Origin of the sequence: Pseudomonas sp. WS 5021, from assembly GCF_012985535.1 — a bacterium.
Lineage (GTDB): Bacteria > Pseudomonadota > Gammaproteobacteria > Pseudomonadales > Pseudomonadaceae > Aquipseudomonas.
The window spans coordinates 775,882-788,317 of sequence record NZ_JAAQWP010000002.1 but is presented as its reverse complement, the minus strand read 5'-3'; the positions used below and the strand labels follow the sequence as shown (position 1 = coordinate 788,317).

13 protein-coding genes are annotated in these 12,436 nt (G+C 60.4%); 6 read left to right on the top strand and 7 right to left on the bottom strand.

Annotation, left to right across the window (positions count from 1 at the left end; translation table 11 throughout):
* Positions 1–115: 115 nt before the first annotated feature.
* Complete coding sequence (locus HBO19_RS09675) at positions 116–262, bottom strand: hypothetical protein (protein ID WP_170057398.1); 147 nt, start codon at positions 260–262, stop codon at positions 116–118.
* A gap of 39 nt (positions 263–301) precedes the next feature.
* Between HBO19_RS09675 and HBO19_RS09670 the strand changes: the two genes are divergently transcribed.
* Complete coding sequence (locus HBO19_RS09670; RefSeq protein ID WP_169957310.1) at positions 302–1,114, top strand: class I SAM-dependent methyltransferase; 813 nt, start codon at positions 302–304, stop codon at positions 1,112–1,114.
* A gap of 117 nt (positions 1,115–1,231) precedes the next feature.
* On the opposite strand, the gene HBO19_RS09665 is transcribed toward HBO19_RS09670, so the two are convergent.
* Entirely contained in the window at positions 1,232–1,630 is a 399-nt protein-coding gene (locus HBO19_RS09665; RefSeq protein WP_170057397.1) for a TIGR03067 domain-containing protein, read from the bottom strand.
* A 390-nt stretch (positions 1,631–2,020) separates the two neighbouring features.
* On the opposite strand from HBO19_RS09665, the gene HBO19_RS09660 reads away from it, so the two are divergent.
* The 4 genes from HBO19_RS09660 to HBO19_RS09645 all read left to right on the top strand — a co-directional run bounded on the left by HBO19_RS09660 (position 2,021) and on the right by HBO19_RS09645 (position 6,247).
* On the top strand, positions 2,021–3,364 hold the full coding sequence (locus HBO19_RS09660; protein ID WP_169957307.1) for a Wzz/FepE/Etk N-terminal domain-containing protein: 1,344 nt from the start codon (positions 2,021–2,023) through the stop codon (positions 3,362–3,364).
* A gap of 278 nt (positions 3,365–3,642) precedes the next feature.
* Positions 3,643–4,542 carry a lipid A hydroxylase LpxO gene (lpxO, locus tag HBO19_RS09655; protein ID WP_170041487.1) on the top strand — a complete coding sequence of 300 codons (900 nt, stop codon included), beginning with the start codon at positions 3,643–3,645 and terminating at the stop codon, positions 4,540–4,542.
* Between the two features lie 210 nt (positions 4,543–4,752).
* Entirely contained in the window at positions 4,753–5,070 is a 318-nt protein-coding gene (locus HBO19_RS09650; protein ID WP_070996253.1) for a hypothetical protein, read from the top strand.
* A 19-nt stretch (positions 5,071–5,089) separates the two neighbouring features.
* Positions 5,090–6,247, top strand: coding sequence for a PQQ-dependent sugar dehydrogenase (locus HBO19_RS09645; RefSeq protein ID WP_170057396.1), 1,158 nt, complete (start codon positions 5,090–5,092; stop codon positions 6,245–6,247).
* 7 nt (positions 6,248–6,254) lie between these two features.
* On the opposite strand, the gene HBO19_RS09640 is transcribed toward HBO19_RS09645, so the two are convergent.
* Together HBO19_RS09640 and HBO19_RS09635 are read right to left on the bottom strand one after the other, a co-directional pair.
* Entirely contained in the window at positions 6,255–6,734 is a 480-nt protein-coding gene (locus HBO19_RS09640; protein ID WP_170057395.1) for a nuclear transport factor 2 family protein, read from the bottom strand.
* Between the two features lie 44 nt (positions 6,735–6,778).
* Positions 6,779–7,342: a TetR/AcrR family transcriptional regulator gene (locus HBO19_RS09635; protein WP_170057394.1), complete on the bottom strand. Its 564-nt coding sequence runs from the start codon at positions 7,340–7,342 to the stop codon at positions 6,779–6,781.
* 124 nt (positions 7,343–7,466) lie between these two features.
* Between HBO19_RS09635 and pssA the strand changes: the two genes are divergently transcribed.
* Entirely contained in the window at positions 7,467–8,810 is a 1,344-nt protein-coding gene (gene pssA / locus HBO19_RS09630; RefSeq protein ID WP_170057393.1) for a CDP-diacylglycerol--serine O-phosphatidyltransferase, read from the top strand.
* Here the strand turns inward: pssA and HBO19_RS09625 are convergent.
* The 3 genes from HBO19_RS09625 to efeB form a co-directional block, all read right to left on the bottom strand.
* Positions 8,807–10,009: an MFS transporter gene (locus HBO19_RS09625; protein WP_170057392.1), complete on the bottom strand. Its 1,203-nt coding sequence runs from the start codon at positions 10,007–10,009 to the stop codon at positions 8,807–8,809. The genes pssA and HBO19_RS09625 overlap by 4 nt on opposite strands.
* A gap of 289 nt (positions 10,010–10,298) precedes the next feature.
* Positions 10,299–11,111 carry an iron uptake system protein EfeO gene (gene efeO / locus HBO19_RS09620; RefSeq protein WP_169951419.1) on the bottom strand — a complete coding sequence of 271 codons (813 nt, stop codon included), beginning with the start codon at positions 11,109–11,111 and terminating at the stop codon, positions 10,299–10,301.
* Between the two features lie 27 nt (positions 11,112–11,138).
* Positions 11,139–12,428, bottom strand: a complete 1,290-nt coding sequence (gene efeB, locus HBO19_RS09615) for an iron uptake transporter deferrochelatase/peroxidase subunit (protein ID WP_170041481.1) — start codon at positions 12,426–12,428, stop codon at positions 11,139–11,141.
* Between the last annotated feature and the right edge of the window lie 8 nt (positions 12,429–12,436).

Genomic DNA, 12,436 nt, shown 5'->3' with positions numbered 1-12,436 from the left:
GAGGCGCGAGTTATATGACAGGCAGGCTTGTCCGGCGCCAAGAAGTGCGGCGCGGGTCTGTTCTGGCGGGAAACTCTACAAAATTCATCGAGTTGTATCGAAATTGTATCGATTGTCAGGTTTGTGGTTGATAACAGTTGAACATCCAATGGCCGTGGATTAAGTTTCCACCGTTCGCCCTGCAGTGATGGCTCTTTACCGGTTCAAGGATGGCGAGGCTGTCGGTGCGGGGCGAACCACCTTCTTTTTTGACGGCGCTCATTGCCATCCTGTTGCGCACGCTCAATGGTTTGGAGACGCAATGGACACGCTGTCTGCTCAACAGGCGATCGCCAGTAACAAGGCCGCCTGGAACGAATCTGCCGAACACCATAAAACCACCGAGCACTGGCAAGGCCTGCTCGCCGGCGTCGGCGAGCCCGACTTCAGCTGCCTGGATCCCACCCTGACCTCAGTGTTGTTGCAGGTGGGCATACAGGGTCGGGACGCCGTGCAACTGGGCTGCAACAACGGCCGTGAGAGCCTGTCGCTGTATGGGCTTGGTGCCCGCAGTGTGGTCGGGGTCGACCAGTCCGATGCGTTTCTGGCGCAGGCGGCGGAACTGGCGAGCCGCTCGCCGCATGCACCTGAATTTATCGAAGCCGATGTTCATCATTTACCCGAGCGTGTGTTGGGGCGGTTTGATATAGCCCTGATCACCATCGGCGTGCTGGGTTGGATGCCAGATATCGGGCTGTTTATGCGGCATGTTGCCAGCACCCTGAAAGAGGGGGGCACGCTGGTGATCTACGAGACCCATCCATTCCTGGAAGTGTTCGACCCCGAAGCGGCCAACCCGATGCTGCCGGCCACCTCCTACTTTCGCCGCGAGCCTTTTGTGCAGAACGAGGCAATCGTCTATGAAGGCACCAGCAAAAGTGCCGCCGCCACGTCCTACTGGTTTGTGCATACCCTGGGGGAGACTGTCAGCGCGGCCATCGCGGCAGGGCTGCAGATCAGTCATTTGCAGGAATACCCGCACTCCAATCGCGAAGAACTGTACGACCGCTACGAAAACCAGGCCGCGCAATTGCCCATGTGCTACACGCTGACTGCGGTAAAACGCTCGGCCTGAAGGCAAAAAAAGGCCCGCTGGGGCGGCGGGCCAAGGGATTCATCTGAGGAGTTGGGTTTAACCTAACGCGTCAAAGGTGAACACTTTGTGAAAATCCTGTCGCAAAAACCTGCCTGCTCAAGACCTGCGCACAAAGGTGCGCATGGTTTGCCCTGGCGTCGTACTGAAACGCGTTGGCCGGGGCATGCCTTCATCCGCTGCGATGAACACGAAGTGCCTGTCATCCAAGGTGTAGCTGGCCGGCAGGCATTTGCCGGCGTCGGCCCCTATGGAATCTATCCAAGTGATGCTTTTGGGCGTGGTGCTGGCGTCCAGGCTAAAACACCCCTCTAGCAGTACGTTGCCGTCGACGGTCTCGACCCGGAATCGATCACCGTCAATCGTGGTCAGCGCACCTGGCGCACTGTGCTCGTCCGGTGGATTAATGACACCACTGTCTTCCAGGGCAATTTGTTCCCAGGTGCCTTGCAGGGCCTGTCTATCCAGTTGCGTTGGGCTCGATAGGGGTGATGGCATCAAAAGCTCCTTTTATTGATGGGCCGGGCAGGGCGGTTTGTCTACCAGCCAATTTTTTTAAAAACTGGCATGGAGCTTTCTGCAAGAAATGTCTTAAAAAAGCCAAGTAGTTGAGTTCTCCCCCTTGCAAGCAGCGATTTTGACATATCGTAAGAACGATGCTGCTCGATATGTCGTCTACGCTGATCAATGTCATGGATGACATTGATTTTTGTGAAGGAAAACAAACTCCATGCGATAGGGATTTTTTCAGTGACTAAATGGTCGGATGACCGTTGTCTCGTGTCGTACGAGCCATATACAGGGCGTTGTCCCTGCATTTTCAGTTGGTTATTCAGATCTATCGTGTAGTGGACAGCCAGCGTCCACTTTTTGAAGGGTGTCCCCATTTTGAATAGAACTCCCCAGGTGCACGCCCCCGTGGTGTCTGACGAAATTGATTTATTTGAGCTGTTTCACTCGATTTGGCGGCAGAAGAAACTGGTCATCGGCTGTACCTTCTTTGCCGGCCTGCTTGGTGTTGGCTACGCGCTGCTCGCTCCCCGTGAGTACCAGGTCAGCAGCGTGCTGAGGCCGGCAGCTATCAATGAATTGGACGCACTCAATCGTTCCGAGGTCTACAAGTTGCCACCGGCGGACGCGCTGGCCAAAGTGGGCGCGCAGTTGGATTCGTACGACGCGCGACTGAGCTTCTTCAAAGCCAACCCGGCGTTGTTCCAGGCGTTTCAGGAGCCGGGCCGCAGCCTTGAGCAGAGTTTCGAAGCGTTCAACCGCAACTCGATCAAGCTGATCCTGCCCGACCCGAAGAAAGCAGATTCCCTCAGTAGCTATATCCGTCTTGAGCTGCAATACCCCACGGATATAGACGGGGTCGCGATTCTCAACGGTTTTGTCGACTACGCCATTGCAGCCGAGCGCGAGCAAGTGGGCGCCGATCTCAAGGTGATCGTCAACAACCGCCTTACCGAGCTCAAGGGCAAGATTGACGCGGCGCGCGCCAATTATGAAACCGACAAGGAATCGAAGATCGCCAAGCTGCTGGAAGGCGACAAGCTCAAGCGCGCACAGCTTGAAGACGAACTCAGCGCCCTGCGCCTACAGATGAAAATGCAGCGTTCCAACCGCCTGGCAGAGTTGAACGAGGCCATCTCGATTGCCAAGTCCATGGGCATCAAGAACCCGACCACGCCGTCGTCCATGGCCGATGCCGGGCGTAGTGGCACAAGCCAGGTGATGCGCACCGAGGTCAACAACCAGCAGATTCCCCTGTACTTCCTCGGCACCGACGCCCTGGAAGCCGAGCGCACGGCCCTGCAGCAGCGTACCAGTGATGACTTCACCAACAACCGCGTCGCCGAAATCGGCAAGGAACTGCAGTTGCTGGAGGTCAATCGCCAGGTCGAGGTGATGAAGCGTCGGGGCAATGAAGATATTTTCCTGCAGGATGTCGAGCCCTTGCGCGCTGAAGTGGCGCGCCTGCGCAGCCTGAATATCGATATGAGCGCCTTGAAACTGGTGACCATTGACCGGCGCGCCCAGGAGCCCCTGAGCCCGGTCAAGCCGAAGAAAATCCTGGTGGTTGCGTTGAGCCTGGTGGGCGGTTTGCTGCTGGGGATATTGATCGCGCTGGTTCGCCATCTGGTGCTGGCACGCGGCAAGCCAGTGGCCTATTCGCCCCTGGACGACGACCGCTTTACCAAGCGCGAACGCAAGGATGACCAGCCACTGGGCTGAGTCACGCCGCTCCTTTGCCGGGCTGCGTCGCAGCCCGCAAGACCCGCCACCCCGCGTCCGAGGTGGCGCGGCTATACAGTTGGAAGACACCTTTTCACAATTCTTAGTTAACCTTTGGTTACAATCTATGGCTAAAATAACTGCCATTGGCCACTATCCGAACTGTCTCCAAGGCACTCGTGGGCTGTTAACGAATTGTGATTTCAGGTGCTGCATTTTCCCTCCCTGGCCCGGCCTGGAGGAGCAGCCTGTACTCTTCTGACATGTGACGAATTCCCGTGAAACTCATCATTGTTGCTCTCTACGTTGTCTCCATCGCGTATGTCCATCTGCGTGGCCGGGTGCGACATAAGCTGGGCCGTCAATTAAGCGACCACTCGACCTTCCTCGCCCCGGTCAATTGCTTCCTTTACCTATTCTCCAAACTGCCCGGCCGCCCGTATCTCTCGCCCAGCGATTTCCCCGACCTGAGCCCGCTCCAGGAGCACTGGCAGGAGATTCGCGAGGAGGGCCAGAACCTGATGCGCGCCGGTGAGATCAAGCGCTCGGACCAATACAACGACGTGGGTTTCAACTCGTTTTTCAAATCGGGCTGGAAACGTTTCTACCTCAAGTGGTACGGCGACAGCCATCCCTCGGCCATGAAGCTGTGCCCGCGTACTACGGAGCTTGTGCAAAGCATCGGTTCGATCAAGGCCGCGATGTTTGCCGAACTGCCTCCAGGCTCGAAATTGGTGCGCCATCGCGATCCTTATGCTGGCTCCTACCGTTACCACCTGGGGTTGGATACACCCAACGATCCAGGCTGCTATATCAACGTGGACGGTGAAAACTATTACTGGCGCGACGGCGAGGCGGTGATGTTTGACGAGACTTACATTCACTACGCCGAAAACACCACCCAGCAAAACCGCATCATCTTGTTCTGCGATATTGAGCGACCGATGAAATACCGTTGGGCTGCGGCGTTCAATCGCTGGTTCAGCCGCAATGTAATGGCCGCCGCCGGCTCGCCCAATGATGCCGGGGACAAGACCGGCGGCTTGAACCGCGCCTTTACCCGCCTGTACAAGATCCGCCTGCGCGGCAAGGAGCTGAAAAAGCGTAACCGCACCCGGTATTACCTGGAGAAGTGGGCGATTTTTGCTGGTTTGGCAGTGATTTTCATATTGATCTGAGAGTAAGGCCCCTTGCCACTGGCAGGGGCTACTCAGGCGGCTGGGTCCCCAGTTTCTGCCCTATCTTCTTGCTGAGCCGCTGCCGGTTGGCGTAGGGGCATTCGAAAAGCCGTGTTACACCTGCATGGAAAGTATTTGGTTACCAAATCCGAACCCAGGGCGTAGCGTGTTATCGAATGCAGGTATTCCTCACCCTACAGAGGTTTTGTCATGAACAGCCGTACGCGCAGCCTTGTAGTGCTGGCCCTGGGCCTTGCCTTGAGTGGCGGGGTGCAGGCGCAGAACCTGCCCGGCAACAACAACCCGTATAACAGCCCGATCAAACGGGCCAATCCCAACAGCATGCAGGGCACCCAGCCCAATACGCCCGCCACCCGCGGTACCTACACCGCGCCGGTGCCTCGGCCGCCGACCCTGGAAAATGGCGGTATCGGCAACCGCTATCCGCAACGTGATGCAGCACCTGCACGTCCCGCCACCCAACCTTCAGCCCCGACGCAAGATGCCAATGGCAATCGCCGGCCCTGAACGCAAGGAACCCCACGGTATGTTTCTACGCACAACTCTTTTAGCGACCTGCTGCGCCAGCGCCCTGGCAAGCGCGTTGCCCGCGTTGGCCGCCGAGACCCGGCAGTTCCCCAGCGAGCAAGGCAGCATCACCGCGACCCCGATTGTCAAAGGCCTGGACCACCCATGGGCGGTGGCGTTTTTACCCGACAAACAGGGCTTTTTGGTCACCGAACGGCCGGGCGCGCTGCGTTTTGTGGGCAGTGATGGCAAATTGTCCGCGCCGCTGAGTGGCGTGCCGCAAGTCTGGGCCAAGGGGCAGGGCGGTTTGCTGGATGTGGTGTTGTCACCGGATTTCAAGGAGGACCGCTTGGTCTACCTGTCCTACGCCGAAGGGGGTGGCAAGGGCGGTACGGCCGGCACGGCGGTAGGGCGTGGCCGCTTGAGCGACGACCTGAGCGGCCTCAAGGACTTCCAGGTGATCCTGCGCCAGGAGCCCAAGCTCTCCACCGGCAACCATTTTGGATCGCGCCTGGTGTTTGATCGCGATGGCTACCTGTTTGTGACCCTGGGCGAGAACAATGATCGCCCGACGGCCCAGGACCTGGACAAGTTGCAGGGCAAGGTAGTGCGGATCTACCCCGACGGCCGCATACCGGATGACAACCCGTTTGTCGGCCAGCCAGGAGCGCGGCCGGAAATCTGGTCCTATGGCCAGCGCAACCCCCAGGGCGCTGCGCTGAACCCGTGGACCGGCACTCTTTGGGAAAACGAACATGGCCCACGCGGCGGTGATGAGATCAATATCATCGAACGTGGCAAGAACTACGGCTGGCCCTTGGCGACCCATGGCATCAACTATTCCTTGCTGCCGATTCCCGAGGCCAAGGGCAAGACTGCCGAAGGCACGGTCGGGCCCCATCATGTGTGGGAAAAGTCACCGGCCATCAGCGGCATGGCGTTCTACGACGCCGACCGCTTCAAGGCCTGGCAGCACAACCTGTTTATCGGCGCCCTGGCCAGCCAGGAGCTGATCCGCCTGCAGTTCGACGGCGACAAGGTGGTCCACGAAGAGCGCCTGCTGGGCGAGTTGAAGGCGCGCATCCGCGATGTACGCCAGGGCCCGGATGGCTTCCTGTACGTACTCACGGATGAGGATGATGGCGTGTTGTATCAGGTGGGCTTGAAGCAGGATTGACCGGCTCCTACAGCCCCAGTTCGGACAGCCCCGGATGATCATCCGGGCGCCGTCCCAGGGGCCAGTGGAATTTGCGTTCGCTTTCCTTGATCGGCATGTCATTGATGCACGCATGCCGATTGGACATCAGGCCGTCCTGGTCAAACTCCCAATTCTCGTTGCCGTAGGAGCGGAACCAGTTACCGGAATCGTCGTGCCATTCATAGGCATAACGCACCGCGATGCGGTTGCCGGTAAACGCCCATAGCTCCTTGATCAAGCGGTAGTCCAGTTCCCTGGCCCATTTGCGGGTGAGAAAATCCTTGGCCTGCTCGCGGTTATGGGCGAACTCGGCGCGATTGCGCCACCTTGTGTCCAGGGTGTAGGCCAGCGACACGCGCTGCGGATCGCGGGAGTTCCAGCCGTCTTCGGCGAGACGGATCTTTTCAATGGCCGATTGCTCGGTAAAGGGCGGTAAGGGCGGACGCACGTGTACATTGGCGGTCATTTGACTGCTCCTTTGGATCGTTAGTTGTTAAACCCAGACAACTTTCAAAGTGCCAATAAGTCCTGCGCCATGCATTGCGCATTATCAGCGGCGGTGACATCGCCCATGATCAGGGCGATGGTAATGGCGCCATCGACCAGGATCAGCAGTTGCGCGGCCTGCTTCTCCGGGGCCGGCGTGCCATGGGCCTTGCACAGTTCAAGCAGGTACTCGAACAGTTTCTGTTTGTGCGCCTTGGCCAGTAAGCGAACCGGGTCTTGCGGGTTGCCGGTCTCGCCGCTGGTATTGATAAAGGCGCAACCGCGAAAGTCCGCAGAGCCGAACCAGGCCTTGAGGGCGCTGAACACGCCGAGCAAACGGGCGCCGCTGCCGGCGTATTGCTCGACCTCGCTGCGCAGCCACAGCAGCCAACGCGCGTCGCGCCGCTGCAGGGCGGCGATCACCAGTTCGTCCTTATTGGCAAAGTAGCGGTAGATACTCTTCCTGGAGACACCGGCGGTTTTCACCAGCAGATCCATGCCGGTGGCTGCAATGCCATGCCGGTAGATCAACTTTTCGGTGACGTCCAGGATAATCTCGCGGGTTTCATTGTTGGTCATATCGTTCATGTTGCGAACAGTAGAACGATCGTTCTTCTTGGTCAATCAATTATTTTCAGCGGCCCGTGGGCAGACCTGGGGACCCCCATGGTGTAAGCTCTCGGGCTCTTCGGATTCGATCATTGCGAGCCCTATGCCGTCGTTATTCAAACGTTCCCTGTTGCCCAAATTGCGCGGTTTTCCCCTGAGCACCGATGCGATCGAGGTGCTGTCTGGCGCTGCCGAGTTTCGCCGCTGCCTGTTGGAGAAAATCGCCCAGGCCCAGCACCGTATCTACATCGTCGCCCTGTACTTGCAACAGGACGAAGCGGGCCAGGAGGTGTTTGACGCGCTGCATGCCGCCAAGGCCGCACGGCCCGGGCTGGATATCGTGGTGATGGTCGACTGGCTGCGCGCCCAGCGCGGGCTGATCGGCGCGGGCAAGCAGCCGGGCAACAGCGCCTGGTACCAGGCGATGACCCAGTCACACCCGACGCAAGTGCCGGTGTACGGCGTGCCGGTGCAGACCCGCGAGCTGTTCGGCGTGCTGCACCTCAAGGGTTTTGTGATCGACGACAGTGTGCTGTACAGCGGCGCCAGCTTGAACAATGTGTACCTGCACAAGTTCGACAAATACCGCTTCGACCGTTATCACCTGATCCACAGCAAGCCCCTGGCCGACTCCCTGCAACACCTGGTGGAACACGGCCTGGTGGCGTCCAAGGCGGTGCACCGCCTGGACCTGCCCAACCTGCCCAGTACCCGCAGCCTGCGCAATGACATCGGCGACCTGCGCAGCCGTCTCAAGCACGCGACCTATGACACCACGGCCGGCCAGGCGGGCATTGGCGGGTTGTCGGTCAGCCCGCTGCTGGGGGTGGGCAAGAACAACCCGCTGAGCCGGGTGATCTGCGAGCTGATCGCCAGCGCCCAGCAGCAGTTGACCATCTGCACCCCGTATTTCAACCTGCCGCTGCCAGTCACCCGGGAAATCAACCGCGCGCTGGCCCGGGGGGTGAAGATCGACATCATCGTCGGCGACAAGACCGCCAACGACTTCTACATCCCTCCCAGCGAACCCTTCAGGATCATCGCCGCGCTGCCGTATCTCTACGAGATCAGCCTGCGCCGCTTTGCCAAGCGCCACCAGCGCATGATCGACAGCGGCCAGCTCAACCTGCATCTGTGGCGCGACGGGGATAACACCTATCACCTCAAGGGCATGTGGGTCGACGAACGCTATACCTTGCTCACCGGCAACAACCTCAACCCCCGGGCCTTTCGCCTGGACCTGGAAAACGCCTTGCTGATCGACGATCCCCAGGGCCAGTGGATGGCACCACGGCGTGGCGAGCTTGCGCAGATTTTCCAGCACACCACGCGGATCCAGGGCTACCAGCAGTTGCAGACGCTGGTGGATTACCCCGAGGCTGTCGGCAAGTTTTTGCGCCGGGTCAGCCGGGTACGGGTCGAGCGGTTGTTGTATCGGATTCTCTAGTGGCGCGGTGCCGGCCAGATCGCTATGAGCAGCAGCAGGGCAGCGGCCACCAGGTACGGTAGCCGCGGCTCGACGGCATAGATCAGAGTCCCGGCCAGGGGCCCGACCACCACGCCCAAGCCTTGTGCGGCACCCACCGACCCGGCAGTAGCGCCTTGTTCCGAGGCTTCCACTGCGTTGGCCGCCAGTGCGGCGAACGATGGGAAGATCCAGCCCATGCCGGCCGCCGAGACGAAGAAACACAGCCAGAGGATCCACGCGGTATCGGCGAACATACTGCCGGCAAAGCCCAGGGCGGAAACAGTGGCGCCGACGCGGATCATCCGCAATGGCGGCCATTCGAGCTTGCGCACCAGCAATTGCGAGCAGATCAAGGCCAGGCCGACCATCGTCAGGGCAATCCCGGCGGTTTGTGCGGCATCGGCCGGGTTCATTTTCAGGCGGTCGAGGGCGAAAAAGCCCACGGTGATCTGGGCGATAGACACACAGAGCATGGCGGCAAAGGCCACCACCAGGGGCCGGCGCAGGCGTGGGTCAGAGAGGTTGACGGCCTTGGGTGGTTGCTTGAGGTGCAGTTCCTGGCGCGGCAGTTTCACCAGCAACACCAGGAAGCCGAGCATCGGCAACAGCGCCATGGCATAGAACGGCAGGCTCAGGCTGTAGCGGGCCAGCAGCGCGGCAACCGCCGGCCCTAGCACCAGGCCGCAGGCGTTGGCCGCCCCCAGCGAGGCCATGGCCTTGGCGCGGTGGGCCGGCTCGATATTGTCGGCGATCAACGCATAGCCGCCCACCGGGATTGCGGCGTAGAACACCCCGATCAACCCGCGCCCGAGCACCAGCCCGATAAACGCCAGCATGGCCGAGGGCAGTAATTGCAGGGAAGCGTCGATAAACAGGCACAGCGCCCAGTACGCCAGGGTGAAACCGCCCGTGCCCAGCAGCAGCACGCGCCGGCGCCCCAGGCGATCACTGGCCTGGCCCCAAGGCCGCGCCAGCAACATCCAGATCACCCCGGACACCGTCACCGCCGCCCCCGCCTGCCACGTCGCTAGCCCCAGCACCCGGGCGATGGGGCCAATCAGCGAGACAAACGCCATCATCGCCATGGTGCAGGCCATGTTGGCGATCAGTAGGGGACGCAGGTTGAACGACACAGAGGTGGGCAAGGCGGCATCAATGCTAGTGGCTGAATCGGGCATGGGGAATCTTCCGTGAGTGGGATCAATGGAACGTTATAGGTAAGACGGTTAAACGCACAGCGCGATTAACCTAGATGATAGGGATCTACAGCTTTGGGAGTGGGGATGCTTGTGATGGCGGTGGTTCAGTCACCCTCTTCGGTGACTGACACTCCGCCATCGCAGGCAAGCCAGCTCCCACATTTGATTGGCGGTGTGGCGAATATTTTCTGCTCGCTGAGCCCCCCTGTGGGAGCGGGCTTGCCCGCGATGGCGGTGTGTCAGGCTCAGAGCCGCTACCGTCGAGGTATCAGTTCAACCCCAGCTTGCCCCGCAGGGTCGACAGGTCTTCGGCCAGGGTATTGACCGGGCCGACCAGGGCCTTGCGGTCGTTTTCCTTGACCTTGTCATAGGTTTCAAAACCGCCATCGGCCGTCTTGTATTTGGCCAGGATGGTGTCCACCGTGGCGAAGTTCTTGTCGACCTTGGCCAAAAACGCCTTGTCCTGCTGTTCGATCTGCCCACGGAACAGGTCGACGATCTTCTTCGCCCCGTCAATGTTGCCCTGGAAGTCATACAGGTCGGTGTGGCTGTAGCGGTCCTCTTCGCCGGAGATCTTGGTGGCGGCCACTTCTTCGAGCAACGCGGCAGCGCCGCCGACGACTTTTTCCGGCGGGAAAGTCAGGCCGGCAACGCGGGTTTGCAGGTCTTTGACGTCCTTGTTCAAGCCATCGGCAAGGGCGCCCAGGCCCTGGGTGCTGTTCTCGGCGAACAGGCTGTATTCAATACGGTGGAAACCGGTGAAATCCTCGGCCTTCACGCCTTTTTCGTGATCGTCGACCCGTGAGTCGATCGAGGCATCGAGGTCGCTGAACAGCTCGGCGATCGGCTCGATGGACTCATAGTGCACACGGGTCGGCGCATAGAGTTTTTTCGCGGTGGCCAGGTCGCCTTTTTTCACCGCGTCGGTAAAGGCCTGGGTCTGGGTCACCAGTTCATCAATCTTGTCGGTGACATAAATCTTGTAGTCCGACACCGGACCCACCAGGTCCAGGGGCGCCGTCGCGGCAAAGGCTGCGAGCGGAGAAAGGGTCAACAACAACGCAAGAGACGACTTTTTCATGGGACGGTTTCCGCTGTGGGGAGGGGGTTAGGTGTTGGCAGTGGTGTGCAGCAAGGTGCGGCCGATAAAGTCCTTGGGCCCGGTGACCCCCGGCAGCGTGAAGAAGTAGCCGCCGCCCACCGGCTTGAGGTACTCCTCCAGAGGCTCGCCATTGAGCCGGGTTTGCACGGTAATGAAGCCTTTCTCCAGGTCTGCCTGGTAGCAGATAAACAACAGACCCATGTCCAGCTGGCCGTTCTTGTTGACGCCATTGGAGTAGTTGAACGGCCGGCGCAGGATCAGGTTGGCCTGAGTCGACGCCGTGCGCGGGTTGGCCAGGCGGATATGCGCATCGAGCTTGGTCAGTTTGCCTTCTGGGTCCTTGCTGTAGTCGGGCACCTGGGCTTCGCTGTGACCGTCCATGGGCGCGCCGCTGGTCTTGATCCGGCCGATGATGCTCTGCTGTTCCTGCAAGGGCGTGCGGTCCCAGCGTTCGACGAAGTTGCGGATGATCCGCACCGCCTGGTAGCTGCCATGGGCGGCCCAGGCGGGCTCGTCACTGCCGGGCTGGACCCAGACCAGTTGGTCCATGGCCTTGGCGTCGTTGGAGTCCGGGTTGGCCGAGCCATCGCGAAAGCCCAGGAAGTTGCGCGCACTCTGTGCCGGCTGCCCGGCGCGGGCAGGGGCCTGGGGCGGTACGCTGCCTTCCTGTTTCCAGCGCACCAGCAGCAGGTCCGGCAGGTTTTTCACGATATCGCGCAGGGCGTGGATATTGGTATCGGGGGTGTTGGAACTCAACTGCAGGCTCAGGTCGCCGTGGCACTGCGCCGGTTCCAGGGCATCGTTGGGGAAGCCGACCATGCGGGTCAGGCGCTTGGGCTTGGCGTCGGCCAGGCCGAAACGCTCGTCGAACAACGACGCGCCCACCGACACGGTAATCGTCAGGTTATCCGGGGTGACCACCGGGCCGAGGATCCCGGAGTCGGTGGGCGGCAGTTTCGGGTCGACTTGCGGCACGCTGCCACCGGTCATCAAAAAGCTGATGCGCTCGTTGAGCGTGCGAAACAGCCGCTCCAGGTCCTCGCGGTCGCTGGCCAATACATCGAACGCCACCAGCATGCCGCAGGCCGGGCGCGGGGTGACGATACCGCTCTGGTGCTTGCCGTGGAAGGCATGGTGGTCCTGGGTTTTTTCGCTGCTGGGGGCAGCGGTGACCTGGGCCGCGCCGGCCGCCATCGCCGGGCAACTGAGGCTGCTGCCGGCAATTGCCGCGCCGGTGGCGGCCATGCCCAGCAACACACGGCGGCGCTGGGCGTTGAACTGTTCTGAATCACTCATCTATTTGG

Excerpts from the sequence above, each read along its gene's own strand:
- HBO19_RS09645 (WP_170057396.1), top strand. The coding sequence starts at position 5,090 with ATGTTTCTACGCACAACTCTTTTAGCGACCTGCTGCGCCAGCGCCCTG.
- HBO19_RS09665 (WP_170057397.1), bottom strand. The coding sequence starts at position 1,630 with ATGCCATCACCCCTATCGAGCCCAACGCAACTGGATAGACAGGCCCTG.
- pssA (WP_170057393.1), top strand. The coding sequence starts at position 7,467 with ATGCCGTCGTTATTCAAACGTTCCCTGTTGCCCAAATTGCGCGGTTTT.
- HBO19_RS09675 (WP_170057398.1), bottom strand. The coding sequence starts at position 262 with ATGAGCGCCGTCAAAAAAGAAGGTGGTTCGCCCCGCACCGACAGCCTC.
- HBO19_RS09670 (WP_169957310.1), top strand. The coding sequence starts at position 302 with ATGGACACGCTGTCTGCTCAACAGGCGATCGCCAGTAACAAGGCCGCC.
- HBO19_RS09625 (WP_170057392.1), bottom strand. The coding sequence starts at position 10,009 with ATGCCCGATTCAGCCACTAGCATTGATGCCGCCTTGCCCACCTCTGTG.
- HBO19_RS09650 (WP_070996253.1), top strand. The coding sequence starts at position 4,753 with ATGAACAGCCGTACGCGCAGCCTTGTAGTGCTGGCCCTGGGCCTTGCC.
- HBO19_RS09635 (WP_170057394.1), bottom strand. The coding sequence starts at position 7,342 with ATGAACGATATGACCAACAATGAAACCCGCGAGATTATCCTGGACGTC.
- efeO (WP_169951419.1), bottom strand. The coding sequence starts at position 11,111 with ATGAAAAAGTCGTCTCTTGCGTTGTTGTTGACCCTTTCTCCGCTCGCA.
- efeB (WP_170041481.1), bottom strand. The coding sequence starts at position 12,428 with ATGAGTGATTCAGAACAGTTCAACGCCCAGCGCCGCCGTGTGTTGCTG.
- HBO19_RS09640 (WP_170057395.1), bottom strand. The coding sequence starts at position 6,734 with ATGACCGCCAATGTACACGTGCGTCCGCCCTTACCGCCCTTTACCGAG.